This is a genomic window from Escherichia sp. KTE52 (assembly GCF_000408325.1).
In the GTDB taxonomy this organism is placed as follows: Bacteria; Pseudomonadota; Gammaproteobacteria; order Enterobacterales; family Enterobacteriaceae; genus Escherichia; species Escherichia marmotae.
This window is the reverse complement of the sequence record NZ_KE138677.1, coordinates 466,039-492,077: the sequence shown is the minus strand read 5'-3', so window position 1 is coordinate 492,077 and position 26,039 is coordinate 466,039. Positions and strand designations below refer to the sequence as shown.

Here is a 26,039-nt window from a genome sequence, read left to right as displayed (position 1 = left end):
GAAAAAGACAAATGGAACAAGCGCATACCCAGCTTATCGCTCAACTGAACGAACGTATTTTAGCGGCGGACAACACGCCGCTTTATATTAAGTTTGCCGAAACGGTAAAAAATGCCGTGCGCAGTGGGGTGCTGGAGCATGGAAATATTTTGCCCGGCGAGCGTGATTTAAGTCAGTTAACCGGCGTTTCGCGCATTACGGTGCGCAAGGCGATGCAGGCGCTGGAAGAAGAGGGAGTGGTGACGCGTTCGCGTGGCTACGGAACGCAGATCAACAACATCTTCGAATACTCGTTGAAAGAAGCGCGAGGTTTTTCTCAGCAGGTGGTGTTGCGTGGGAAAAAACCCGATACGTTGTGGGTTAATAAGCGAGTGGTAAAGTGTCCCGAAGAAGTTGCGCAGCAACTGGCGATTGCCGCGGGCAGCGATGTCTTCTTGCTTAAGCGTATTCGCTATGTGGATGAAGAAGCGGTATCGATAGAAGAGTCGTGGGTTCCAGTGCATTTAATTCATGATGTTGATGCCATCGGTATTTCTCTCTATGACTATTTCCGCAGTCAGCGTATCTTTCCCCTGCGCACCCGTTCCCGCGTTAGCGCCCGAATGCCGGATGCCGAGTTTCAGTCACATATTCAGTTAGATAGCAAAATACCGGTGCTGGTGATCAAGCAAGTGGCGCTTGACCAACAGCAACGGCCTATTGAGTACAGCATCAGCCACTGTCGCAGCGATCTATACGTTTTTGTGTGTGAGGAGTAGTTCTTCGCGCGTTGGCGCGCAATCACCGCCGCGATGTCCGACAACCCACGACGCTACCGCATTGCCCAGCAATACGGCGTCTGCCAGTGGGAGACCGGAGGCCAGTCCGGCAAGCACGCCACCAGCATGGCTATCACCTGCGCCAATAGTGTCCACGACTTGCGTTGGAAATGCCGGAACGCAATCAGAAGCGTTGTTGCTGAAATACCACGCGCCTTCTTTATCGAGACGAACGATCAGCGGCGCGGCAAATTTCTCCTGCCATTGCGTGCCAAGCATTGTGATATTTGCGGATAAAGCAAAACGTTCGGCGGCAATCTCAGCTTCCTGGCGATTGAGCGACACCAGTGGCCGACAGGCCATGATGCGCGCAAGCAATGCATCCGGGATATCGTCAATCCGCGGGCCGAAATCAATAAACGGCGTCACGTCTTGCAGTCCTTCCAGCCATTCCACTAACAATTCGCCACAGGGCGAGGCCAGTTGATAACCGGAAAAATAGAGCAGGCTATCTGGTGCAACGGTTAATCGCGTCAGCCACTGGCTATTCCACTGATTTTCCACACCGCTGAACGACATAAAGGTACGTTCACCATCAGGTTCAACCAGCGCCAGACACCAGCCGTTATCGCCTTCGGCGTTATCGAGCAGGCTGAGCAATCCCTCTTTTGCCATCCGGTTACGAATAATCTCCGACCACACCCCCTGACCGAGCGGCAGGGCGTTATCCGCTTCTATACCGAGGCGCTTTAACGTCACGGCAATGTTCAGCGCACAGCCGCCAACATTTACGCTCTGCTGTTTCAGTTCGATATCGCACCCGCGCCAGGGCAGGGCGTAAGCGTCAGCGATCACATCAATGACAGCCGCACCGACAACCATCACCGGTTGACGCGTAGTTAATTGCGACAGCAGCGTGTGTAACCTGGTGCCGCTCATACCGCCTCCCGTTGTTGGCGATACTTCGCCAGCGCCGTGGCATAGCGGTTGAAATCAAGCTGATTAACCGCATCCAGCTCAGCCTTTAATGCCGGATCGATAGCATTTACGCCATGCAATGCGCCACAAATCGCCGTCGCCATAGCGCCGATGGTGTCAGTGTCACCACCAAGATTGGCGCACAGAATAGCGCAGCGGTTCGGATCGGTTTGTGCCAGTTCAACCAGCGCAATGGCGCACGGAACGGACTCAATAGTGCTGGTGCCTGCGCCAATCACTTGATATAGCTGTTCGCTGGCAGATTCGGTGCCGTCGGCGTGACGAACGATTTTTAGTGCAATCTCCAGACGTGCCGCCAGTGAGGCGCTGAAGGTAGTGATGCGTTTTTGTTGAGCATGTCGCGCAATCGAGGGTAGAGAATCAACAATCGCTGACCAGCTTTCGCCGTCAATGGCACGAGAAATCGCCCATGCAATAACCACCGCCCCCGCAATCGCCAGATCGGATTTATGGGTCGGGCTGGACGCCAGCGCCACATCATCAATAAAGGAATCAACATCACGCGCCGGGAGTAAACACCCCAATGGTGAGACGCGCATCGCCGCACCGTTAGTCACGCCGTTGTTTTCCAGTTCAGCGACGGGTTTACCGTCGCGAATGGCGTTAAGCGCAATTTTTGAGGTCGGGCCAAGCACGTTTTTGTTGAAGGCGTCGAAACGCAGTGCCCAGTCGAGGATTTTACGCCCAATCAGATCCGGGTCGATCTCGCCTTCGCGTTCCAGCAACGCATCCGCCAGGCACAGCGCCATCGAGGTGTCGTCGGTAAATTCGGCGCGGTTAAAATAACAGGCCGCGTTATTCTCCTTTGGGCCGGGCAGAAAACGGTCAATCCAGCCAAAATGCGCTTTGACGCGGCTGCGCGGCCAAAGCTCGGAGGGCATCCCCATCGCATCCCCTAACGCCTGCCCGTAAAGAGCACCGAGAATACGTTCTGTTTTCATTTTGCTTCCCCTTGTGTCAACGCAATATCGCGATCATCGACCCTAATAGCCGTAATTTCGTTGTCGGATTCGCGGAAAAAAATCATGAACAGCACGGCGATAATGGCAATCATCACCGCACCGAAAGTCCATATCCCGGCCCAGTTGAAGGTCAGCCCGTTGACTGGTTCCTGATAAGCGAACATCATTTCCATCATGACGCCGCCAAGACGATAGCCGAGCAAACTACCGAAACCCTGGCAGCAGAGCGTAATCAACCCCTGCGCGGCAGTACGCATGTGCACGGGGGCTTTTTTGTCGACATAGATGTATGCGGTAACGTAGTAAAAATCGTAACTTACGCCGTGCAGCAAAATGCCGAGGAACAATAGTGCGTAGGTGAAATATTCATCCGCGCTGCCGTAAATAAAGAAGCCATAACGAATCGCAGCGGTGACCAGACCAAGTAATAATACCTTTTTGATACCAAATCGTTTGGTGAAAAACGGCAATGCCAGCATAAAGAAGATTTCAGAGAACTGGCCGAGCGTCATCCAGCCGGTCGCGTTTTTCATACCGACTTCGGTCAGATAACCGTTGGCAAAGATGTAATAGAACGCCAGCGGCATAGCAAACAGGAATGAACAGAAGAAAAAGACGAGGAAGTTTTTATCGCGCAGCAGGATCAGTGCATCCAGGCCAAGCATGACTTTAATATCCATTTTGCCAGTGCTTTTTGGTGGTGTGTCGGGCAGGAAACATGCAAACACACCGAGTAGAGCAGAACTTCCGGCGGTAATCAGCAGCGGAATATTAGTCGGTGAGATATCGGCATAACCCAGCATTTGCGGCAAGAATCCACATGCCAGACCAGAGGCAATCCAGCCGATAGTACCCATCACACGAATGCGTGGGAAATCACGTTCCACATCCGGCACGTTGGCAAAGGCGATGCTATTAGTCAGTGCAATGGTCGGCATATAGGTTAGCGAGTAGGCCAGCAGTAACGGGAAGAATCCGGCAAAAGTGGTCTGTTGCGCAGAGAAATACATCAGCACTGCACCAGCGAACATCAATACAGCCAGCACTTTCTGCGCCGAGAAAAAGCGGTCAGTGATGGAGCCAACCAGAATAGGGGACAGGATCGCCGCGATGGCGGTACAGGCATACGACCAGCTAATTTCTCCGGCACTAAACCCGCTTTTACTTAACCACAGCCACAATGGTACAAACCACGCGCCCCAGATAAACCATTCAACAAACATCATGAACGACAGCTTTGCTGTTGTTTTCATCTTTTGATTCCTTCATGACAGGTAATGTAAGGTACGCGCTGACAATACCATTTGATGATACCTTTTAAATACCTTTATGGTGAAATCTTGACCGCGATAACACTTTTTCTGATGAGTCGTGCCAACAGGAAACGCTGAAAAAACAGCCGAAAGATGGAAAAAATAGCTCATAACGACCAGGATTATAATTGCCCGCAAAAGGTGGGCCAGGACAATCCATAGCCGATATCCAATCGGAATTTACGGGAGCATAGTAATGACAGATATTGCGCAGTTGCTTGGCAAAGATGCCGACAACCTTTTACAGCATCGTTGTATGACTATTCCTTCTGACCAGCTTTATCTCCCCGGACATGACTACGTAGACCGCGTGATGATTGACAATAATCGTCCGCCAGCGGTGCTGCGTAATATGCAGACGCTGTATAACACCGGGCGTCTGGCCGGAACCGGGTATCTTTCTATTCTGCCGGTTGACCAGGGGGTCGAGCACTCCGCGGGGGCTTCATTTGCTGCTAACCCGCTCTATTTCGACCCGAAAAACATTGTTGAACTGGCGATAGAAGCGGGCTGTAACTGTGTGGCGTCAACTTATGGCGTGCTGGCATCGGTATCGCGGCGTTACGCTCACCGCATTCCATTCCTCGTCAAACTCAACCACAACGAGACGCTAAGTTACCCAAACACCTACGATCAAACGCTGTATGCCAGTGTAGAGCAGGCGTTCAACATGGGAGCAGTGGCAGTTGGCGCGACCATCTATTTTGGCTCGCAAGAGTCACGTCGGCAGATTGAAGAAATTTCTGCGGCCTTTGAACGTGCACATGAGCTGGGCATGGTGACCGTGCTGTGGGCTTATTTGCGCAACTCCGCCTTTAAGAAAGAGGGCATCGATTACCATGTTTCCGCTGACCTGACCGGTCAGGCGAACCATCTGGCGGCGACCATTGGCGCGGATATTGTCAAACAAAAAATGGCGGAGAATAACGGCGGCTATAAAGCGATTAATTACGGTTATACCGACGATCGCGTTTACAGCAAGTTAACCAGCGAAAACCCGATTGACCTGGTGCGTTATCAGTTAGCTAACTGTTATATGGGCCGCGCAGGGCTGATTAACTCCGGCGGTGCCGCGGGCGGTGAAACCGACCTTAGCGATGCGGTGCGTACTGCGGTTATCAACAAACGAGCGGGCGGAATGGGGCTAATTCTCGGGCGTAAAGCGTTCAAGAAATCGATGGCCGACGGCGTGAAACTGATTAACGCCGTGCAGGACGTTTATCTCGATAGCAAAATTACGATTGCCTGATACGCTTCATTTATCTGGCCTGCGAACAACACACCTCCCGTAGGCCGGATAAGGCGTTCGCACCGCATCCGGCAAAAATTGATGTACCCCTGTTCAGGAGAGAATAAATTTTTGACTAGCGCAATAACGGGCAGTCCGGCGGTAATCGACAACGCAACGCCGCCGGAAGTATTTCTATATGAAAACGTTGGCCACTTAATGGTTCGCCATCAAGGTTAAAGGTGATTTCATGCGGCGCTTGTATCTCGAACCATGCCGAAGCGCCTTCAACAATATTCGGGTTTTCTTCATCAGGTTTTAAGGTTGAGAAGAGAGCGGGAAGAATTTCGTCACCGGTGAAAATACGCAGTTGCAATAACCCATCGTTAATCAGCGCATTCGGGCACAGTTGCTGACCGCCACCGGCCTGACGCCCGTTGCCAATACCAATAACCAGCGCATCGCCTTGCCAGTGAAAATTTTCACCACGGATTTCGCAGCGGTCCGGTTGCAACGTATCCATGCGCATTAAGCCGTGAATGATGTAAGAGACGCCACCCAGCGCGGCTTTTAATTTCTCCGGTGTTTCGGTGGTAATGCGCGTACCAAATCCGCCCGTCGCCATGTTGATAAAACAGGTTTGTTTGTTGACCTGCGCCATATCAATCGCAATGGCGTTACCGGCAATTGCCAGTTTAAGTGCCTTATCCAGCGCTTCAGGAATACCCACACTGGTGGCAAAATCGTTCGCTGTACCTAGCGGCAATATTCCCAAAGCAGGAATGTCATCACCTTCGCACTGAATCAATGCCGTGGAGACTTCATTAATAGTGCCATCTCCACCTCCGGCAATTACCGTTGCAACGCCAAGCTGACGGGCTTCAGCAACATAACGCGCGGCATCATCTTTCTCCCAGGTGGTTCGTACATGGATCGTCATTCCTTCCTCACGCAACAGCATAATCGCTTCGCGCAATATCTCATTGCCAGCACTTTTGCCGTTAAGAATCAGTAAGCTGGCGGGAAAATCTGCCATGGTCGTCTGCCTTTATGATTGGTCTGTAGATAGTGTAGAGCAGAAAAGAAAAGGCGGAGTCAGAACAGGATGAAAGCGTGGTACAAAAAAATAAGCCCGTGTAAGGGAGATTACACAGGCTAAGGAGGTGGTTCCTGGTACAGCTAGCATTTTATGGGTTATGTTTTTCAGCGAAACAGATAATAACCTTAATAAATGCAGCCGTATGTGATCGGTTTCTAAGAATTTTCTATCCGGGAAAAATAATCGAAATGAATCACTTACCGTGCGGGTTACGCGTGGTTTCCCCGGAGAAATTACGCATCAGCAGTGCGTAATTCAGCTCGAGATCCTGCGGAACCGGGAGCCACACGGTATAGCCATCGCCAGGCGCGACCGGCATCGCTTCACCTTTGGCGTTTTCCATGTGCTCAAGGGTAAAGTTGATATTGCCCTGTGGCGTCATCAGTTCCAGGCTGTCGCCAACGGAGAATTTATTTTTCACCGCTACGGCTGCCAGAGAGCCTTTACGCTCACCGGTAAACTCTCCAACAAACTGCTGGCGGTCAGAAACGGAATAACCGTATTCGTAGTTCTGGTAATCGTCGTGAGTATGACGACGCAGGAAACCTTCGGTGTAACCACGATGCGCCAGGCCTTCCAGTGTTTCCAGCAGGCTGGTGTCGAACGGTTTGCCCGCAGCGGCGTCATCGATAGCTTTACGATAAACCTGCGCGGTACGTGCACAATAGTAGAAAGATTTAGTGCGGCCTTCGATTTTCAGCGAATGCACGCCCATTTTGGTCAGGCGTTCAACATGGGCGATGGCGCGCAGATCTTTCGAGTTCATGATGTAAGTGCCGTGCTCATCTTCAAACGCGGTCATATACTCGCCCGGGCGCTGGGCTTCTTCGATCATAAACACTTTGTCGGTTGGCGCACCGATACCCAGCGTCGGCTCGACGTTTTGCACCGGAATCGGCTCGTATTTGTGTACGATGTTGCCAACGTCATCTTCTTTCCCTTCCTGCACGTTGTACTCCCAACGGCAGGCGTTGGTGCAGGTGCCCTGGTTTGGATCGCGTTTGTTGATGTAGCCAGAGAGCAGGCAGCGGCCGGAGTAGGCCATGCACAGCGCGCCGTGAACGAAGATTTCAAGCTCCATATCCGGAACCTGATTGCGGATCTCTTCAATCTCTTCCAGCGACAGCTCGCGGGAGAGGATCACGCGGGTCAACCCCATTTGCTGCCAGAATTTCACCGTCGCCCAGTTTACGGCGTTGGCCTGCACGGAAAGGTGGATCGGCATTTCAGGGAAGTGTTCACGCACCAGCATAATCAGCCCCGGATCGGACATAATCAGTGCGTCCGGCCCCATTTCCACCACCGGTTTCAGATCACGGATAAAGGTTTTTAGCTTGGCATTGTGTGGCGCAATGTTGACCACGACATAAAACTTTTTCCCCAGCGCGTGGGCTTCATTGATGCCGAGCTGGAGATTTTCGTGGTTAAATTCGTTGTTGCGCACACGCAGGGAGTAACGCGGTTGCCCCGCATAAACAGCATCTGCGCCATAAGCGAAAGCGTAACGCATATTTTTCAGCGTTCCCGCCGGGGAAAGGAGTTCCGGTTTAAACATAATTCTCTCGTTCTGATGACAGGTCAGATCCGCTTCACCTGATGAAGCGGTTAGGGGAGTGTCCCCACTTTAAGGGCGGGCATTGTAGCGCAATCGGTGGGGTTGGCTCCAGTGCAAATGTCTGGTCGCGTCCTGGTTTTGGTAAGGATACGAATAACGATAATTTCTTCGGCACTTGCAGGAAATAAATAACGTGGCGTTCAAAAAGAAGAACAAAAATTCTTTCACCTGATATGAAACTTATCCTCCCATTATTTTAATGGCGCGGCTTGATCCTTAGCATCAATAAGTAAGTGTTTATTAGAAATAAAGCCGGGCGCGTTATCCGCGCCCGGCATAACAATTAAGTCTTATCTTTCACAGTCTGGCTTACGCCATTGTTTTTTACTGAGGCAATTCCGATTTCGCGTGATTGAGCGGTGGCGTACATTTGACTGGAGCCGATTATCTGATGATTAGCGGCTTTCAGATTGAAATAAAATTTGCCGTTGCTCGCTGTTTTTTTCTCATAGCGTTCATCCTGCGGGCTGTTGCTTTGCACAGAGGCAATGCCCTTTTCCGCAGCGGCTTTTGAGGTATACAGTTCGCTGGTGAGAATAGTCTCACCGTTACCCGCTTTTAACACAAACCGGAACTGATTATCACTGCTCTTATTGAGTTCAAACCAACCAGCCATAATGACTCCTTGATTGAAATTGCGTATTGAAAACAGTATGTAACGATTTAAGTATGGGTGATATTCATAAGGTTGCCAATCAGGGGAATACCCCCCTAAAGGAGCTGTCTCTTGATCAGATCTCCTGATCAAGAGACAGCTCCTTTCAGAGAGGGGCATGACGGATTAATAAACAAGGAATTCAGCCCTCGCGAGGGCAAAGATACGTTAAACAATGCGGCAGGCGTCGGCTTCCCAGCGATAACCGACACCGTAAACGGCGCGGATAAATGACTGCTCTTCGTCCAGTGCTTCCAGCTTGCGGCGCAGGTTTTTAATGTGGCTATCGATGGTACGGTCGGTCACTACGCGGTAGTCGTCATAAAGATGATTGAGTAACTGCTCGCGGGAGAACACTTTTCCCGGTTCATGGGAGAGTGTTTTCAGCAGGCGAAATTCCGCAGGGGTCAGATCAAGCATTTTGCCGCGCCACGAAGCCTGAAAACGACCTTCGTCGATAATTAACGGGCTTTCTGCATCTTGCTGTTGCAACTCACGCTGCGGTTTGCAACGACGCAATATAGTTTTGACGCGCGCTACCACTTCCCGCGGGCTATACGGTTTACAGATGTAATCATCAGCACCGATTTCCAGCCCCAGCAGGCGGTCGATCTCTTCGATTTTCGCTGTCACCATAACAATGGGAATATCAGAAAAACGACGAATCTCCCGACACAGTGTCAGACCATCGGTGCCTGGTAGCATCAGATCTAACAGGATCAGATCCGGTGGCGTCTGGCGCACATACGGCAGTACCTGATCGCCGTGGCTAATCAACGTCGGCGCATAGCTTGCGGCACGCAGATAATCAATGAGCAACTGCCCCAGTTTGGGTTCATCTTCCACGATCAAAATACGCGGCGTGTTTTCGTCGATAGGTAACTCGGTCATACTTCTCTCTGTAAATCCCGTTCCAGCGGTAACTCTACTGTAATGCTAACCCCGCCAAAAGGCGAATGGGCGGCAACAATGCGACCATTATGTGCTTCAACAATGTTCAGGCAAATTGCCAACCCCAGCCCGGAGCCGCCGCTGGCACGGTTGCGGGAACCTTCCGTGCGATAAAAACGCTCAAACAATTTTTGTAACTGATCGTCGCTGACTCCCGGTGCGCTGTCGGCAAAGGTCAGATGCACCATTTTGTCGTGCTGTTCGGCGGAAATATGCAGGCCACCGCCACTGTCGGTGTAGCGCAGGCTGTTTTCCAGTAAGTTATTAAACAACTGCATTAAACGATCGCGATCGCCAAATACGGTAATGCTGTCCGGCAAGGAGAATTGCAGAGTCAACCCACGACTGGCGAAACGTTCGCGAAATGCGCCGCCCGCGACTTCAAGTAGTGGAACGAGATCCACCGTTGCTTTCTGGTAGGCGAGAGCGCCTTCATCAGACATCGACAACTGATGGAGATCGTCGACCAGTTTAGTCAACGTTCCGACCTCCGCCTGTAAAGAAGCCACTGTCTCTGGCGTGAATTTACGTACACCATCCTGGATGGCTTCCAGTTCGCCGCGCAGTACCGCTAAAGGCGTGCGCAGTTCGTGAGAAATGTCGGCCATAAAATCGCGGCGCATCTGCTGGTTTTTCTCCAGCGTACTGGCGAGCTGGTTGAAGTCCTGTGCCAGTTTGCCCAGTTCGTCTTCGCTGGTGGGCGTCACGCGAGTGGTGAAATCACCTGCTGCCAGTTTGTGCGTGCCGTCAACTAACCGTTTTACCGGTGCCAGCAAGCCGCGTGCCAGTGGGAACGTCGCCAGCGCTGCCAGTAAAGTAGATAAAGCCACAATCAGCCAACTGGTTTGCCGTTGTTGCTTATCAAAATTGATATCGGTATTGCGGGTCAGCCGCTCGACAGGGGAGGCGATCACCGCGCCGACTTCCAGACCATTGACCAGAATAGGCCGCCGTGTGCCGTCAGGTGGAATAGGTGAGCGAGGGCCAACCAGCACTTTGTTATTTTGATCGACCACCCAGAACTGGGTGCGCCAGCCGTGCGGCGGCATACCGGGGCCGGGCTTATCGTCGTTGCTATCATGTTCAAGTGAACGCAGGATCTGAAACACAAAACGATCGTTGTTACGCAGGAAGCGCCAGTTGCCATGCTGGGCGTACTGCTCGCCAAGTGCGTCGCCAAGCATTTGCAGCCGTTGCTCATTGCCATGCTTAATGTAATCGATAAAGCCGCGCTCAAAACTGATACGCACCGCCCAGTGCATCGTGATCAGCAAGACGATGCAGGTGGCGAAGATCGCCAGAAACAGTTTGCCGGTAATGCCGGGCCGCCAGAACTTCATTCAGTGCTCCTTTTGCGCCGCGAAATAGCCACATTTTGATGTGTATCGTTCGGAACTCTGGCAAAGATGAACGCCGGAAGGGCGATAAGAAACGCCATGCTTAGCCAGGTGTACATAAAGACGGTTTGTGTGGCACCGCTGTCGACGCTGACATGCTGCGAACCAAAAAGCCCAAGCAACAGCCCGGCGATGGTCACGCCGATACTCATCGACAATTGCATAATCATCGACAGCAGGCTGTTGCCACTGCTTGCCAGTTTGTCCGGCAGATCTTTCAGTGTCAGCGTGTTCATGGAGGAAAAACGCGTTGAGTTGACCATCCCTTGTAAAAACAGAACGAATGGTAAAACGTAGTACCAGCCAAGCAGCGCGGTGGCCATAAACAGCAGTGTGACCAGCGACAGGCCCAGCGTAGTCGCCACTAGTACCCGACGATAACCAAAGCGGTTCACTACCTGCACGACTATCCGCTTCATCCCCATGCTGCCGAGCACCATTGGGATCATCATCAATCCGGCATGAAAGGGTGAGAAGCCGAGACCAATCTGCAAGAAAACCGGCGTCATAAAGGGCAACATACCGCTGCCGATACGTCCGGCGAAGCTCCCCGCCAGGCCCAACGAAAAGGTACGGGTGCGGAACAGTTTCAGGCTGAACAGGGCGCGGGCGTTATTTCTGGCATGTATGAGATAAAGCATAAGCGCCACCACGCCAACAGCAACCAGGCCAGCAATCGCCAGCGGCGATAAGCCCGTACCTTTACTGCCATCCAGCGCCAGCGTTAATACCGCCATGCCAACCGCCAGCAACAGAAAGCCGGAGAGATCAAAGCGCCGCGTCTGCATGGTGTAGTTCGGCATTAACATTAGTGTGGCGATCGCGCCGATAATTCCAACCGGAATGTTGATCAAAAAGATCCAGTGCCATGACGCGTACTCCACCAGCAGGCCGCCCAGCGCCGGGCCAAGCAGTGGGCCAACCTGGCCAGGCAGCGTCACAAAGGTCATCGCCGCCATATATTGCTCGCGCGGAACAATTTTCATCACCGTCAACCTGCCAACCGGCACCATCATCGCACCGCCCACGCCCTGCAATGCGCGCGCCAGCAACAGTTCATTAAGGGTGCCGGAAAGCGCGCAAAACAGTGAACCAAGGGTAAACAGGACAATAGCGGTAAAGAAAATATTGCGCACGCCGACTTTGTCCGCCAGCCAGCCGCTGGCAGGCAGCATCACCGCCACGGTCAGCACATAAGAGACAATGACCATGTGCATATGCAGCGGGCTTTCCCCCAGGCTTTGCGCCATTGAGGGAAGGGCAGTGTTAACGATGGTGGTGTCCAGCGACTGCATAAAGAAGCCGAAAGCCACAATCCACAATTGCCAGCGGGTGCTGTCGGGAAGATCTGTCATTTACTCGGTTACCGTTTCTTTAGATTTTCGCGAAAAACGCAGTCGCAGACGGTCGAAAAAGAGATACACCACCGGCGTGGTATACAGCGTCAGGAGCTGACTCATCACCAGGCCGCCGACAATGGTGATCCCCAATGGTTGCCGCAGTTCCGAGCCATCGCCGCCCGACAATACCAGCGGCAGCGCGCCAAACAGCGCCGCCAGGGTCGTCATCATTATCGGGCGAAAACGCAGCAGGCAGGCCTGGAAAATGGCCTCCTGCGGCGTCAGATTAGCGTGGCGTTGGGCTTCAAGCGCAAAATCGACCATCATGATGGCGTTTTTCTTCACGATGCCGATTAATAGCATAATCCCTATCAGGGCGACCAGGCTGAACGGAGCATTAAACAGCTCCAGCGCCAGTAGCGCTCCAACGCCCGCCGAGGGCAGGGTGGAGAGAATGGTCAGCGGATGCACGTAACTCTCGTACAACATCCCCAGCACGATATACACCGTGGCGATGGCCGCGATAATCAGGATCACCTGCGAATTCATCGTCTCCTGGAACACCTGCGCCGTTCCGGCAAAACTGCCGCGCACCGTGGAAGGTACGCCAAGCTGCGTCATTGCGCGGTCGATTGCCGCACTGGCGTCCGAGAGTGATTTCCCGGTCGGCAGGTTGAACGAGATGGTTGAGGCTGCGGACAGTCCCTGATGATTCACTGACAGCGGCGCATTCGCCGGTTGCCATTTAGCGAAATATGACAGCGGGATCGCTTTGCCTTCGTTATTAATGACGAACATTTTTTCCAGCGCGCTGATGTCCTGGGTATAGCGCGGATCAACTTCCATCACCACTTTATACTGGTTCATTGGCTGGTAAATGGTCGAGATTTGCCGCTGACCGAAGGCGTTATTCAGCAGGCTGTTAGCGGCCTGCACGTCGATTCCCAATCGCGCCATCGTGTCGCGGTCGTAAACCAGGTTCATCTCCGCGCCGTTGTCTTGCTGGTCAGAGTTAACGTCCGCCAGTTCCGGCAACGTCGCCAGTTTTTTGCGGATTTTCGGCTCCCATTCGCGCAGTGCTGCCAGATCGTCAGACAATAACGTGTACTGGTAGCTGGCGTTCGACTGACGTCCGCCAACGCGAATATCCTGTACCGCCATCAGGAACAGATTCGCCCCTGGCTCTTTCGCCAGCTTCACGCGCAGACGGTCGATAATTTGCTGGGCGGTTTCGCTGCGTTCATCGCGCGGTTTCAGCGTGATAAACATCATTCCGCTGTTAACTCGCGAGCCACCGGTAAAGCCAGTGACATTATCCACCGCCGGGTCATCACGGATAATTTTCATGAAGTCCTGCAACTTACCGCGCATCGCCTGAAACGAAATACTCTGATCGGCCTGTATCCCGCCCATCAGTACGCCGGTGTCCTGCTCCGGGAAGAAAGTTTTCGGGATCGAGATATACAGCCAGATATTCAGCGCAATGGTGCCAAGCAGCACTACGCCTACCAGACGGGTGTGATTGAGAACCCATTTCAGCGACTTGCCGTAGCCTTGTTGCAGTGCAACCAGCATCCGGCCAAAACCGCGTAACCGTGTTTGCTCACGCGGCTTGCTGGCTTTCAGCATCCAGCCGCACATCATCGGCGTCAGCGTCAGGGAAACCAGCAGTGAAATACCTATCGCCACCGAAAGCGTCACGGCAAACTCGCGTAACAAGCGCCCCGGCAAGCCGCCCATCAACAACAGCGGCAGGAACACAGCTACCAGTGACAGGCTCATCGACAGAACTGTAAAACCGACTTCGCGGGTGCCTTGCAGTGCGGCCTGTAGCGGTTTCATTCCCGCTTCCAGATGACGGGCAATGTTTTCCAGCACCACAATGGCGTCATCGACTACAAAGCCAGTAGCGATGGTGAGTGCCATCAGCGACAGGTTATTGAGACTGAAACCGCAAAGATACATCGCTGCAAAGGTGCCAATCAGCGAAACCGGCACTGCAACCGCAGGAATGATCGTCGCCCGACCTGAACGCAGGAACAAAAAGACCACTAAAATCACCAGCGCCACCGAAATAATCAGCGTCTGCTCGACTTCTTCCAGCGAGGCGCGAATGGTGGGGGAGCGATCCTGAGCTATTTGCAGATCAATCGCCGCCGGGATTGTCTCCTGTAACTCCGGTAATTTCGCCCGGATGCTGTCTACCGTCTGGATGATATTGGCTTCCGGCAGTTTGCGGATCATCAACAAAATAGCCGGTTTGGCGTTGGTCATCCCGGCGTTGCGCACATCCTGTACTGAGTCGGTTACCGTTGCCACATCACCCAGACGAACCGCGCCGCCGTTGTTGTAATGAATAATCAACGGCTGGTATTCGGCGGCAGTTTTCAGCTCATCGTTGGTCTGGATCTGCCAGCGGTGAGTGTCATCTTCCAGCGCCCCCTGCGGTTTACGCACGTTGGCATTGCTGATGGCGGTGCGCACATCGTCCAGCGACACGCCCTGATTAAACAGCGCCTGTGGATTCAGCCCGACGCGCACCGCAGGCAGCGAGCTGCCGCCGACATCGACATCACCGACGCCGTCGATTTGTGCAATTGTCGGAGCCAGTTGCGTCGAGGCAAAATCGTACAGTTCCCCCTGCGAATAAGTATCGGACGTCAGCGTCAGGATCATAATTGGTGCATCCGACGGGTTCGCTTTGCGATAAGTCGGACGGCTTGGCATCCCACTGGGCAGCAGACTTTGGGCGGCGTTGATCGCCGCCTGTACATCGCGCGCCGCGCCGTTGATATCCCGGTCAAAATCAAACTGCAAAATGATACGCGTGCTGCCGAGCGAACTGCTGGAGGTCATTTCACTGACCCCGGCAATGCGTCCAAGCGAGCGTTCCAGCGGTGTGGCAACGGAAGACGCAATCGTTTCTGGCGACGCACCGGGCAGCGAGGCGCTGACCATAATTACCGGAAAATCGACCTGCGGCAGCGGGGCGACCGGCAGCATACGGAAGCCCAGTATGCCGCAAAGGGTAATGGCAACCGACAGTAAAATCGTCGCCACCGGGCGGTAAATGAAGAGGGCAAAAAACTTCACTTACGCCTCCTCTTCATGGCGGGCAAAGCGGCTTTTGGTCCACAATGCCAGGCGGTCGAACAGCAGATAAATCACCGGCGTGGTGAACAGCGTCAGCACCTGACTGACAACCAGACCGCCGACCATGCCGATACCTAACGGACGACGCAGTTCCGCGCCGACTCCGGTACTCAACATCAGCGGCAATGCACCGAGCAGCGCTGCCAGCGTGGTCATCAGGATCGGACGAAAACGCAGCAGGCAGGCCTGGTAGATGGCATCTCGCGGCGACATGCCTTGCTCGCGCTCAGCGGCCAGCGCGAAGTCGATCATCATGATGGCGTTTTTCTTCACAATACCGATCAGCAAAATAATGCCGATAATGGCGATCACATCCAGCTCACTACCGGCAATCAGCAACGCCAGCAATGCGCCGACACCTGCCGTTGGCAACGTCGAGAGAATAGTGATCGGGTGAATAAAGCTTTCGTACAGAATACCGAGCACGATATACATCGCCACCACTGCCGCGACAATCAGCCAGACAGTGCTACCCAATGCCGACTGGAAGGCGAGGGTACTACCCTGGAATTGCGTGGTGATATCCACTGGCAGATTTAGCGTCTTCTCGGTATCCATAATCGCCTGCACCGCATCGCCCAGTGAATAGTTATCCGGCACGTTAAAGGAGATGGTCGTTACCGGGAACTGATCCAGATGGTTGATGGAGAGCGGCGCAAAACGCTGCTCAATTTTAGCTATCGAGCTGAGTGGCACTACGCCGCCGTCGCTGCTGGTCAGGCGAATGGTATCCAGCGCCGCCAGCCCTGGTGTGTTTTCAGTGTTGTGCTCCAGCACCACGCGATACTGGTTGGCCTGAGTATAAATCGTCGAAATTAGCCGCTGACCAAAGGCGTTGTACAGGGCGTTATCAACATCCGCCATGCTGATCCCCAGACGGCTGGCGCTGTCGCGATCAACGTTAACATACGCCACCAGTCCTTTGTCCTGCCAGTCGCTGGAGACATCAGAAAGCTGCGGCAGTTGCTGGAGTTTTTCCATTAGCTGCGGCACCCAGGTACTGAGCGCATCCAAATACGTGGCCTGCAATGTAAACTGGTACTGCGTGCGGCTGACCTGAGTATCGATGGTCAGATCCTGCGTTGGCTGCAGGAAGAGATCGACGCCCGGCACTTTATCTACCGCCGTTTGCAAACGGGCGATAACTTTTTGTACCCGATCATCACGCTCATCCAGCGGTTTCAGATTGATCTGCAAACGCGCACTGTTCAGCGACGGGTTAGTGCCATCAACGCCCACAAATGAGGTCAGGCTTTGCACTGCCGGGTCCTGCAAAATCACCTCCGCGACCTGGCGTTGCCGCTGGGCCATATTGGCAAAGGAGCTGGATTGCGGTGCCTGCAAGGTGCCCTGAATAATGCCGTTATCCTGCACCGGGAAGAAGCCTTTTGGAATAAACACCCACAGCAGCACGCTAAGCAGCAGCGTACTGAGCGCCACGCTTAAGGTCAGCCACGGATGATTCAGCACCTTCGTAAGTCCGCGACCATAGGCGGCGATTATCCGCTCGAACATTTTTTCCGAGGCGCGGGAGAAGCGGTTCTGTTTACGCAGCGACTCCTGGCTAAGCATCCGCGCGCACATCATCGGCGTCAGGGTCAGCGACACGACGGCTGAGATCAAAATCGCTACTGCCAGAGTAATGGCAAATTCGCGGAACAGTCGCCCGACGATATCGCCCATAAACAGCAATGGGATCAGCACTGCAATCAGCGAGAAGGTCAGCGAGATAATGGTAAAGCCGATTTCGCCTGCACCCTTGAGCGCCGCTGCCAGCGGTTTTTCACCTTTTTCGATATAGCGCGAAATGTTTTCGATCACCACGATGGCATCATCGACCACAAACCCGGTGGCGATGGTTAACGCCATCAGGGTCAGGTTATTGATCGAGAAATCGAGAAATACCATGACCGCGAAGGTGCCGATTAACGACAGCGGCACCGCGACGCCAGGAATGATGGTTGCCGGAATATTTCGTAGAAACAGGTAGATAATCATCACCACCAGCGCGATAGCCATCATCAGCTCAAACTGGGTATCGTCGACCGATGCGCGGATATTGGTGGTGCGGTCAGAAAGCACCGTCACTTTTACCGATTTCGGCAGACTCTCAGTGAGCTGCGGCAGCATCTGACGAATGCTGTCAGCGGTGGAGATAATGTTAGCGCCAGGCTGGCGCTGAACATTCATGACGATGGCTTGTTCTTTATTCGCCCACGCACCAAGCCAGGTGTTTTCCGCCCCTTGTTCTACGGTAGCGACATCGCCAAGACGAATCGGCGCGCCGTTCTGGTACGCGATAATTAACTGACGGTACTCTTCCGCAGACTGCATTTGATCGTTTGCGGAAAGCGTGACTGCGCGGGAGGGGCCGTCGAGGCTACCTTTAGCTGAGTTAACGTTCGCGCCGGTAATAGCTGTGCGTACAGTTTCGCTGGTCAGGCCGAGGGCGGCAATCGCCTGAGCGTTAAGTTTGACGCGAACGGCCGGACGCTGACCGCCGGAAAGCGTTACCAGCCCGACGCCGGAAATCTGCGAGATTTTCTGCGCCACGCGGGTTTCTACCATATCTTCCACCTGCGTCATCGGCATGGCGGTTGAGGTAACGGCAAGCGTCATGATCGGCGGATCTGCCGGATTCACTTTGCTGTAAACCGGTGGGTTAGGCAGATCGCCTGGTAACAGGTTAGTGGCGGCGTTAATTGCGGCCTGCACTTCCTGCTCGGCAACGTCCAGCGGTAATGTTAGCTGGAACTGTAAAGTGATGACCGACGCGCCGCCGGAACTTTGCGACGACATCTGTTTCAGTCCGGACATTTGCCCGAACTGGCGTTCAAGTGGCGCGGTAACGGCAGAGGTCATCACATCCGGGCTGGCACCGGGGTAAAGCGTAACCACCTGAATCGTCGGATAATCCACTTCCGGCAACGCCGAAACGGGCAGGGTGCGGTAGCCAATAATCCCGGCGAGTAAGATCGCTACCATCAGCAGCGTGGTGGCGACAGGACGCATAATAAACAGGCGCGACGGGCCGCCTGTGCTGCTCGGAGGTAACACCTGCATCAGGAGCGCGCTCCTTTTTTCGCATATTCGCGGCTGGTGGCTTTCTCTTCTGGTGTGCTTGTGCCTTGCGCTTCAACCACTTCCACTTTCGCCCCTTCGGTCAGGCGGTCAATGCCGTCCGTCACTACCCGATCGCCTGCGGAAATACCTGCGCGGATCACCACTTTCTGGCTGTCCTGAATGCCCGGTGTCACCAGATGCTTGCTGACTTTGTTTTCGCTATTCAGCACCCAGACAAAGTGACCTTCGTTACCCATTTGCAGTGCAGCGGTTGGGATCACCACGGCGTTTTGTTCAGTGTCCACTAACATGCGGGCGTTAACAAACTGGTTGGGGAACAGCGCATCATCCTGATTATTAAAGCGTGCTTTTACTTTGATGGTGCCAGTGGTGGCGTCGATTTGGTTATCGAGACTTAACAGCGTACCTTCACTTAATTTCTTCGAGTTGGTGCGATCCCAGGCTTCAACAACCAGCGGTTTTCCGGATTTTTGTGCCTGCACAACGGTGGCGATATCGCTTTCCGGTAGAGTAAATACCAGATCGATAGGATGCGTCTGGGTGATCACCACAATGCCAGTGGTATCGCCGCTGGAGATTTGGTTACCGACATCAACCTGTTTCAGGCCAACCCGACCATCGACTGGTGCGGTGATGCGACTCCAGTCGAGTTGCAGTTGTGCGCTGGCAACGCTGGCTTCATCCGCCTTAATGGTGCCTTCGGTTTCACTGACCAGTGCCTGTTGGGCATCCAGTTCCTGACGGGAAACGAGGTTGGTTTTTGCCAGTTGTTGATAACGCGCCAAATCACGGCGGGCATTGGCAAGTGTGGCTTTATCTTTTGCCAGTTGTCCTTGTGCCTGGGCCAGTGCAACTTTGAACTGGCTGGGATCAATCTCAGCCAGTAAATCCCCCGCTTTTACCTGCTGACCTTCCTGAAAATGCAACGCCATCAACTGGCCGTCAACGCGACTGCGCACTGTGACGGTGTTTGCAGCGGTAATGGTGCCAAGCCCGGTGAGATAACGCGGAACTGCCTGTTCAACGGCAGTTGCTGCCTGCACGGGAGCCAGCGGTCCGGAGCGCATACCACGACGGCCACCGGCTGGCGGCTGCTGCACTTGCTTCGTCGCACCTGGCGCTGCGCTCTGGGATTCATTGCGGCCTTGCCAGAACCAGAATGCGGCGATGGCGGCGATAACCACCACGATTACGATTACCCAACGGGATTTATAACTGCCTTTCATCGTTAAGAGTTTCTCTTCCTGAAACGTTTCGCGGAATGATACTAGTGTAGCCAGCTAATCAGGGAGAAAAATGGAGGAATTATGAAACAGTTTCGCGAATCGTCTGAATGGTTGTGCACTTTGCGAGCGCGCATCCAGTAATAACATGTAAAACTATTTTATCTGCAGGTTAGCGATAGACTACGTGCGTGGCGATAAGGAGGTAAGCCGACGATTTCAGCGGGATGCTGAAACGGGAAAGCCCCTCCCGAAGAAGGGGCCTTAAAGAAGGAAAGGGTCATGATGAAATGGATCATCATCGTGGTGCTCTTAGTCATTAGCTTACCGGCTTACTAAGACTACCAGGGCGGGGGAAACCCCGCTCAACCCTCACTCCTGAAAGTATGTCACTCCCCCCTTACTGTCAATCTATAAGACCTCGTTCTTGCGAGGCGAATAGCAAAATTATCTACGCAGTTGGACTGAATTCTGAAAGTTGTTTCACCTGCTCTTAATTCATTATTGCAGTCGGTATGATACCGAACCTTAATAATTCTCTAAGAAAGGATCTCTTATGAGCGAACAAATCACCTTTGCCACCAGCGATTTTGCCAGTAATCCGGAACCACGTTGCCCCTGCATTTTGCTGCTGGATGTTTCTGGTTCGATGAACGGCAAACCCATTAATGAACTTAACGCCGGATTGGTTACCTTTCGCGATGAACTGCTTGCCGATCCGCTGGCATTAAAAAGAGTCGAACTGGGTATTGTGACTTTCGGCCCGGTGTATGTGGAACAACCATTTACCAGCGCCGCTAACTTTTTCCCGCCCATCCTGTTTGCTCAGGGCGATACACCCATGGGCGCAGCCATTACCAAAGCCTTGAATATGGTTGAGGAACGTAAGCGGGAGTATCGTGCCAATGGTATCTCCTATTATCGTCCGTGGATTTTCCTGATCACCGATGGCGCGCCAACCGATGAGTGGCAGACTGCCGCCCACAAAGTGTTTCAGGGGGAAGACGCTAAGAAGTTTGCTTTTTTCACCATTGGTGTTCAGGGGGCTGATATGAAGACCCTGGCACAAATCAGCGTCCGCCAGCCTTTGACACTGCAAGGATTACAATTCCGCGAATTGTTTAGTTGGTTATCCAGTTCGCTACGTTCGGTTTCCCGTTCCACGCCGGGAACGGAAGTTGTACTGGAAGCACCGAAAGGTTGGACGTCAGTGTGAGTTGGCGCCTGGTTTATGCATCTGCCGTCGGAACGTCGCACATCAGCTCTGGCTTGCCTTGCCAGGATGCCTGCCAGATGCAGGTTGTCTGGCTAAAAGACCAGCAGCCATTACTGGTGGTGTTTCTTGCTGATGGCGCAGGTAGCGTGTCGCTGGGTGGTGAAGGCGCGATGCTTGCTGTCAATGAAGCGATGGCTTATATGTTGCAGAAAGTGCAGGGCGGGGAATTGGGGCTTAATGACGTCCTCGCCACGGATATTGTGCTGTCTATTCGTCAGCGACTTTTTGCCGAGGCTGAAGCCAAAGAATTAGCGGTTCGCGATTTTGCCTGCACGTTTCTGGGATTGATTTCATCGGCTAACGGCACCTTGATTATGCAGATTGGCGATGGTGGCGTGGTGGTGGATTTTGGTCACGGCCTGCAACTGCCGCTCATGCCGATGGTGGGTGAATATGCCAATATGACGCACTTCGTTACCGATGAAGATGCCGTTTCCAGACTGGAAACTTACACCTGCACTGAACGGGCGGTAAAAGTGGCAACATTTACGGATGGCATTCAACGGCTGGCATTAAATATGCTGGATAACGTGCCCCATGGGCCTTTCTTTGCGCCATTTTTCAATGGACTCAAATCAGCTACGCCTGAACAATACGATTTACTGCCAGATTTATTGAAGCAATTTTTGTTCAGTGAGGCAGTAAATGAACGCACGAACGATGATAAAACGCTGGCGCTGGCTATTTGGTTACCATGAAATCAACCTTGTATACCGCTACTGGCGAGTGCGTTACGCCAGACCGTGAACTGGGCAAAGGTGGCGAAGGTGCGGTTTATGATATTGAGGAGTTTGTCGATAGCGTCGCCAAGATTTATCACACGCCGCCACCCGCCTTAAAACAGGACAAACTTGCCTTTATGGCGGCGACAGTTGATGCGCAGTTGCTGAATTATGTCGCCTGGCCGCAGGCAACGCTTCACGCCGGGCGCGGCGGAAAAACCATCGGTTTTATGATGCCAAAGGTTTCAGGTAAAGAACCGATTCATATGATCTATAGCCCGGCACATCGTCGCCAGAGTTACCCTCATTGTGCGTGGGATTTTCTACTCTATGTTGCGCGTAATATAGCTTCATCTTTTGCTACGATTCACGAGCACGGGCATGTCGTGGGTGACGTAAACCAGAATAGCTTTATGGTAGGCCGCGATAGCAAAGTTGTATTGATCGACAGTGATTCCTTTCAGATTAACGCCAATGGCACGCTGCATTTATGCGAAGTCGGCGTGTCGCATTTTACGCCGCCAGAACTGCAAAGCTTGCCGTCATTTGTTGGCTTTGAACGCACAGTGAATCACGATAATTTTGGCCTTGCGTTGCTGATTTTTCACGTCTTATTTGGTGGGCGTCATCCTTATTCCGGTGTGCCGCTTATACCTGAAGCGGGTAATGCGCTGGAGACGGATATTGCCCATTTCCGTTATGCCTACGCGTCGGACAGTCAGCAACGAGGATTAAAACCGCCGCCACGATCTATTCCGTTATCGATTCTACCAACCCATATTGAAGCGCTGTTTCAGCAGGCGTTCACCGAAAGTGGCGTGGCAACCGCGCGTCCGACGGCAAAAACATGGGTAGCGGCACTTGATTCTCTACGCCAACAGTTAAAGAAATGTACCGTTTCAGCAATGCATATTTACCCGGATCATTTAACTGACTGCCCGTGGTGTGCGCTCGATAATCAAGGCGTTATCTATTTTATTGATCCCGGTGAAGAGGTCATTACCACCGGCGGAAATTTTGTGCTGGCGAAAGTCTGGGCGATGGTAATGGCATCAGTGCCACCGCCAGCATTACAGTTACCATTACCGGGACATTTCCAACTTACTGGCAGGCTGCTTCCTGTTGGGGTACTAAGGAGTAAATACATCATTCTGATTGAGATCGCGTTGTCAGCGTTATCGCTGTTACTTTGCGGTCTTCAGGCGGAACCGCGCTATATCATTTTGGTTCCCGTGCTGGCGGCTATCTGGATTATTGGCAGTCTGGCAAGCAAAGCGTACAAAGCAGAAGTCCAACGACGCCGTGAGGCGTTTAATAGCGCAAAAATGGACTATGACCATTTAGTTAACCAGATCCAGCAGGCAGGTGGGCTGGAAGGTTTTATCGCTAAACGGACGATGCTCGAAAAAATGAAGAGCGAGCTTCTCGGTCTGCCGGAAGAAGAAACGCAAGCGTTGGCAGCACTCCATGACACAGCACGGGAACGCCAGAAGCACAAATTCCTCGAAGGATTTTTTATTGATACCGCGTCGATTCCAGGCGTTGGCACGGCTCGTAAAGCGGCGTTACGTTCCTTTGGTATTGAAACGGCGGCGGATGTTACCCGACGCGGCGTTAAGCAAGTGAAAGGGTTTGGCGACCATCTGACCCAGGCTGTCATTGACTGGAAAGCGAGCTGCGAACGCCGATTTGTGTTCAGGCCGAATGAAGCGGTAACGCCAGCAGACAGGCAGGCGGTAATGGCGAAAATTGCCGCCAAACGACATCGACTGGAATCGGCGTTGACTGTCGGCGCGACAGAATTGCAGCGTTTCCGTCTTCATGCTTCTGCACGGACTATGCCGTTGCTGGAACCGTTACGTCAGGCGGCGGAGAAACTGGCTCAGGTGCAGGCAGATTTAAGCCGTTGCTGAGCCATCCTTCATTTAACGAAATACCACTTCCGCCCAGCGTGCCAGTCCGGCGGTGACGGAGCCAAAGTCATCGCCGCCAGCAATCGGAATCCCCGGCAACTGTTCCGCCAGTGCCTTTTTAATCAGCGGCGAGCGGGCGCTACCACCAGTCAGATAGATGACGTCCGGTTTTTCCTGGGCGTTATCCAGCGCCAGTTGCACCTGTTCCAGAATCCGCGCCAACGGCTGGTTGAGGGCGCTCTCCAACCCTTGCTGGCTAATCAGCGTAGCCAGTTCGTCGCGGATAAATGGCAGCGACGCGCGAGTTTCAACTTCACTGGAAAGCGCAATTTTGCTCTCTTCTGCGCAGCGTACCAGGCGATAACTTAAACGTTGCCGCCAGACTTTCTGCAACAGGGCAACTTTTTCCGGTTCGCGGGCATCTCGTACTAAATCATTAAGCAGACGACCATTGGCGCTACTGTAGAAATCGCTTTGCGCAGGTACGTCGTTGATGGCGACCGCATTCCACCACGGCAGAATCGGCAGGGCGATACCTTTTTCTGTATCGCCACCCATGCCCAGCAGTGGCATCAGGTGTTTAAACGCCAGTGCGATATCCAGATCGTTACCGCCAATACGGCAGCCACTGTGACCAAGCAGACTGGCTTCACGATCCAGGCGCGAACGCCACTGGGGGCCCATAAGCAACAATGAACAGTCAGTCGTACCGCCACCGATATCCACCACCAGTACACGTTTTTCTTCCTGCAAGGTCGCTTCGTAATCCAGCCCGGCTGCCACCGGTTCGTACTGGAATACCACATCCTTGAACCCGGCACGCTTCGCCGCACGTTCGAGGATCCCCTGCGCCTGGGCGTTAGCTTCATCGCCACCCAGCCCCTGGAAGTTAATCGGACGGCCAATCACCGCTTGGGTAATCGCTTCAGGTAACTGCGCTTGTGCCTGTTGGCGAATGTGTAACATCATTGCGCAGACCAGATCTTCAAACAGCGCCACCTGCTGCGGTTTTAAACCGCTGGCTCCGAGGAACGATTTCGGTGATTTCACAAACCACACTTCTTCCGGATCATCAATGTACTGCGCCAGTGAGGAAAGACCGAACTGCACGCTTTTCGCCGTAACATCGATATCTTCTTCGCGGTTGTAACGAATCGCCCGACGCAGCAGCGCCTGCGTTTCATCGTCGTTTGCCGGAACATCATGATGGCGGTACAGCCATTCGCTTACAGCTTCACGCGTTGGTGCGCAAAGCATTGAAGGCAGCAGCGAGCTGTCATTTTCCATTTTCAGCAACTGTGGTTTACCGTCACGCATCACCGCTACTGAACAGTTTGCTGTACCGTAATCAAAACCAATAAACACGAAATAATCCCCATGCCGGTGAAGAAGGGGCGTGACTTTAGCGAAATGTTGTCGCCGCGACAACCGGAATATGAAAGCAAAGCGCTGCGTCTGAATAACGTTTATGCTGAAAGCGGATAAAAAAGGAGATGCGATGTATACCCTGAACTGGCAACCGCCGTATGACTGGTCGTGGATGTTGGGATTTCTTGCCACTCGTGCGGTGAGCGGTGTGGAAACGGTCGCTGACAATTATTATGCCCGCAGTCTGGCAGTGGGCGAACATCGGGGCATGATAACGGTGGTTCCTGATGTCGAAAATAATACGTTGCAAGTGAACTTAAGTTCGGGATTAGAACCGGTGGCGACCGGGTGCCTGGCGAAAATAAGCCGCCTGTTTGATCTGCAATGTAATCCGCAGATTGTTAATGGGGCGTTAGGTGAGTTAGGCGCGGCGCGGCCGGGATTGCGTTTACCTGGCTGTGTTGATGCTTTTGAACAGGGCGTGCGCGCCATTTTAGGCCAACTGGTGAGCGTGGCGATGGCGGCGAAATTGACCGCCAAAGTGGTGCAGCTTTATGGCGAACGTCTGGATGATTTCCCGGATTATATCTGCTTTCCCACGCCTCAACGGCTGGCAGCAGCCGACTCGCAGGCGCTAAAAGCGTTGGGGATGCCGCTGAAACGGGCAGAGGCGTTGATCCATCTGGCAAATGCGGTACTGGATGGCTCCTTACCGATAACAATGCCCGGTGATGTTGAGCAGGCGATGAAAACGCTGCAAACCTTTCCTGGAATCGGGCGCTGGACGGCGAATTATTTCGCCTTGCGCGGCTGGCAAGCGAAAGATGTTTTTCTACCGGATGATTATTTAATTAAACAGCGATTTCCGGGAATGACGCCGGCACAAATCCGCCGTTATGCCGAACGCTGGAAACCCTGGCGTTCTTATGCGCTGTTGCATATCTGGTATACGGAAGGCTGGCAACCAGATGAAGCATGATGCT

General features: G+C 53.2%; 20 protein-coding genes. 7 read left to right on the top strand and 13 right to left on the bottom strand.

The annotated features are described in order from the left end of the window. Window positions 1-11 precede the first annotated feature (11 nt). Window positions 12-758: a GntR family transcriptional regulator gene (locus A1SC_RS14715; RefSeq protein WP_000434029.1), complete on the top strand. Its 747-nt coding sequence runs from the start codon at window positions 12-14 to the stop codon at window positions 756-758. Here the strand turns inward: A1SC_RS14715 and A1SC_RS14720 are convergent. Genes A1SC_RS14720 through A1SC_RS14730 form a run of 3 tightly spaced genes read right to left on the bottom strand, consistent with a single transcriptional unit; the run spans window position 732 to window position 3,972 of the window. Then, complete coding sequence (locus A1SC_RS14720; protein ID WP_001516672.1) at window positions 732-1,697, bottom strand: carbohydrate kinase family protein; 966 nt, start codon at window positions 1,695-1,697, stop codon at window positions 732-734. The two genes, A1SC_RS14715 and A1SC_RS14720, sit on opposite strands and share 27 nt — an antisense overlap. Beyond that, window positions 1,694-2,698: an ADP-ribosylglycohydrolase family protein gene (locus A1SC_RS14725; RefSeq protein ID WP_000846195.1), complete on the bottom strand. Its 1,005-nt coding sequence runs from the start codon at window positions 2,696-2,698 to the stop codon at window positions 1,694-1,696. Before A1SC_RS14725 ends, A1SC_RS14720 begins: the two co-directional genes overlap by 4 nt. After that, window positions 2,695-3,972, bottom strand: a complete 1,278-nt coding sequence (locus A1SC_RS14730) for a nucleoside permease (RefSeq protein ID WP_016262130.1) — start codon at window positions 3,970-3,972, stop codon at window positions 2,695-2,697. Before A1SC_RS14730 ends, A1SC_RS14725 begins: the two co-directional genes overlap by 4 nt. A 256-nt stretch (window positions 3,973-4,228) precedes the next feature. Between A1SC_RS14730 and fbaB the strand changes: the two genes are divergently transcribed. Further along, window positions 4,229-5,281 (top strand): class I fructose-bisphosphate aldolase, encoded by a 1,053-nt coding sequence (gene fbaB, locus A1SC_RS14735; RefSeq protein ID WP_000129564.1) that lies wholly within the window; start codon window positions 4,229-4,231, stop codon window positions 5,279-5,281. A gap of 115 nt (window positions 5,282-5,396) precedes the next feature. Here the strand turns inward: fbaB and yegS are convergent, their stop codons facing one another. The 9 genes from yegS to mdtA form a co-directional block, all read right to left on the bottom strand. After that, entirely contained in the window at window positions 5,397-6,296 is a 900-nt protein-coding gene (gene yegS / locus A1SC_RS14740; RefSeq protein WP_000753102.1) for a lipid kinase YegS, read from the bottom strand. A 256-nt stretch (window positions 6,297-6,552) separates the two neighbouring features. Next, window positions 6,553-7,914 (bottom strand): prephenate-dependent tRNA uridine(34) hydroxylase TrhP, encoded by a 1,362-nt coding sequence (yegQ, locus tag A1SC_RS14745; RefSeq protein ID WP_000476033.1) that lies wholly within the window; start codon window positions 7,912-7,914, stop codon window positions 6,553-6,555. Between the two features lie 343 nt (window positions 7,915-8,257). After that, entirely contained in the window at window positions 8,258-8,590 is a 333-nt protein-coding gene (locus A1SC_RS14750) for a YegP family protein (protein WP_001516646.1), read from the bottom strand. Window positions 8,591-8,797: 207 nt separating this feature from the next. Next, entirely contained in the window at window positions 8,798-9,520 is a 723-nt protein-coding gene (gene baeR, locus A1SC_RS14755; protein ID WP_000137876.1) for an envelope stress response regulator BaeR, read from the bottom strand. Further along, complete coding sequence (gene baeS, locus A1SC_RS14760) at window positions 9,517-10,920, bottom strand: envelope stress sensor histidine kinase BaeS (RefSeq protein WP_000675181.1); 1,404 nt, start codon at window positions 10,918-10,920, stop codon at window positions 9,517-9,519. Before baeS ends, baeR begins: the two co-directional genes overlap by 4 nt. Continuing rightward, the gene (locus A1SC_RS14765) at window positions 10,917-12,332 is read right to left on the bottom strand and encodes an MFS transporter (RefSeq protein ID WP_000130868.1); all 1,416 of its coding nucleotides are present in this window, start codon (window positions 12,330-12,332) and stop codon (window positions 10,917-10,919) included. The genes baeS and A1SC_RS14765 overlap by 4 nt, the downstream gene beginning before the upstream one ends. After that, window positions 12,333-15,410 carry a multidrug efflux RND transporter permease subunit MdtC gene (gene mdtC / locus A1SC_RS14770; protein WP_016262129.1) on the bottom strand — a complete coding sequence of 1,026 codons (3,078 nt, stop codon included), beginning with the start codon at window positions 15,408-15,410 and terminating at the stop codon, window positions 12,333-12,335. After that, window positions 15,411-18,533: a multidrug efflux RND transporter permease subunit MdtB gene (mdtB, locus tag A1SC_RS14775; RefSeq protein WP_016262128.1), complete on the bottom strand. Its 3,123-nt coding sequence runs from the start codon at window positions 18,531-18,533 to the stop codon at window positions 15,411-15,413. Then, entirely contained in the window at window positions 18,533-19,780 is a 1,248-nt protein-coding gene (mdtA, locus tag A1SC_RS14780) for a multidrug efflux RND transporter subunit MdtA (RefSeq protein WP_016262127.1), read from the bottom strand. Before mdtA ends, mdtB begins: the two co-directional genes overlap by 1 nt. A gap of 279 nt (window positions 19,781-20,059) precedes the next feature. Here mdtA and A1SC_RS25030 point away from each other — a divergent pair, with 279 nt between their 5' ends. From A1SC_RS25030 to A1SC_RS14795, 4 genes are all read left to right on the top strand, one after another. Next, window positions 20,060-20,116 (top strand): type I toxin-antitoxin system Ibs family toxin, encoded by a 57-nt coding sequence (locus A1SC_RS25030; protein WP_106907789.1) that lies wholly within the window; start codon window positions 20,060-20,062, stop codon window positions 20,114-20,116. 217 nt (window positions 20,117-20,333) lie between these two features. Further along, entirely contained in the window at window positions 20,334-20,993 is a 660-nt protein-coding gene (locus A1SC_RS14785) for a vWA domain-containing protein (RefSeq protein ID WP_000003146.1), read from the top strand. Continuing rightward, window positions 20,990-21,751 (top strand): PP2C family serine/threonine-protein phosphatase, encoded by a 762-nt coding sequence (locus tag A1SC_RS14790; RefSeq protein WP_064767429.1) that lies wholly within the window; start codon window positions 20,990-20,992, stop codon window positions 21,749-21,751. The genes A1SC_RS14785 and A1SC_RS14790 overlap by 4 nt, the downstream gene beginning before the upstream one ends. After that, window positions 21,748-23,688: a helix-hairpin-helix domain-containing protein gene (locus tag A1SC_RS14795; protein WP_016248905.1), complete on the top strand. Its 1,941-nt coding sequence runs from the start codon at window positions 21,748-21,750 to the stop codon at window positions 23,686-23,688. The genes A1SC_RS14790 and A1SC_RS14795 overlap by 4 nt, the downstream gene beginning before the upstream one ends. A gap of 12 nt (window positions 23,689-23,700) precedes the next feature. On the opposite strand, the gene yegD is transcribed toward A1SC_RS14795, so the two are convergent. After that, window positions 23,701-25,053 (bottom strand): molecular chaperone, encoded by a 1,353-nt coding sequence (gene yegD / locus A1SC_RS14800; RefSeq protein ID WP_000469721.1) that lies wholly within the window; start codon window positions 25,051-25,053, stop codon window positions 23,701-23,703. Between the two features lie 133 nt (window positions 25,054-25,186). Here yegD and alkA point away from each other — a divergent pair, with 133 nt between their 5' ends. Then, window positions 25,187-26,035 carry a DNA-3-methyladenine glycosylase 2 gene (alkA, locus tag A1SC_RS14805; RefSeq protein WP_016262125.1) on the top strand — a complete coding sequence of 283 codons (849 nt, stop codon included), beginning with the start codon at window positions 25,187-25,189 and terminating at the stop codon, window positions 26,033-26,035. Window positions 26,036-26,039 lie beyond the last annotated feature (4 nt).

Bases quoted from the DNA above. Each gene is read 5' to 3' on its own strand.
- A1SC_RS14715 (WP_000434029.1), top strand. From the start codon at position 12: ATGGAACAAGCGCATACCCAGCTTATCGCTCAACTGAACGAACGTATT.
- A1SC_RS14720 (WP_001516672.1), bottom strand. From the start codon at position 1,697: ATGAGCGGCACCAGGTTACACACGCTGCTGTCGCAATTAACTACGCGT.
- A1SC_RS14725 (WP_000846195.1), bottom strand. From the start codon at position 2,698: ATGAAAACAGAACGTATTCTCGGTGCTCTTTACGGGCAGGCGTTAGGG.
- A1SC_RS14730 (WP_016262130.1), bottom strand. From the start codon at position 3,972: ATGAAAACAACAGCAAAGCTGTCGTTCATGATGTTTGTTGAATGGTTT.
- fbaB (WP_000129564.1), top strand. From the start codon at position 4,229: ATGACAGATATTGCGCAGTTGCTTGGCAAAGATGCCGACAACCTTTTA.
- yegS (WP_000753102.1), bottom strand. From the start codon at position 6,296: ATGGCAGATTTTCCCGCCAGCTTACTGATTCTTAACGGCAAAAGTGCT.
- yegQ (WP_000476033.1), bottom strand. From the start codon at position 7,914: ATGTTTAAACCGGAACTCCTTTCCCCGGCGGGAACGCTGAAAAATATG.
- A1SC_RS14750 (WP_001516646.1), bottom strand. From the start codon at position 8,590: ATGGCTGGTTGGTTTGAACTCAATAAGAGCAGTGATAATCAGTTCCGG.
- baeR (WP_000137876.1), bottom strand. From the start codon at position 9,520: ATGACCGAGTTACCTATCGACGAAAACACGCCGCGTATTTTGATCGTG.
- baeS (WP_000675181.1), bottom strand. From the start codon at position 10,920: ATGAAGTTCTGGCGGCCCGGCATTACCGGCAAACTGTTTCTGGCGATC.
- A1SC_RS14765 (WP_000130868.1), bottom strand. From the start codon at position 12,332: ATGACAGATCTTCCCGACAGCACCCGCTGGCAATTGTGGATTGTGGCT.
- mdtB (WP_016262128.1), bottom strand. From the start codon at position 18,533: ATGCAGGTGTTACCTCCGAGCAGCACAGGCGGCCCGTCGCGCCTGTTT.
- mdtA (WP_016262127.1), bottom strand. From the start codon at position 19,780: ATGAAAGGCAGTTATAAATCCCGTTGGGTAATCGTAATCGTGGTGGTT.
- A1SC_RS14785 (WP_000003146.1), top strand. From the start codon at position 20,334: ATGAGCGAACAAATCACCTTTGCCACCAGCGATTTTGCCAGTAATCCG.
- A1SC_RS14795 (WP_016248905.1), top strand. From the start codon at position 21,748: ATGAAATCAACCTTGTATACCGCTACTGGCGAGTGCGTTACGCCAGAC.
- alkA (WP_016262125.1), top strand. From the start codon at position 25,187: ATGTATACCCTGAACTGGCAACCGCCGTATGACTGGTCGTGGATGTTG.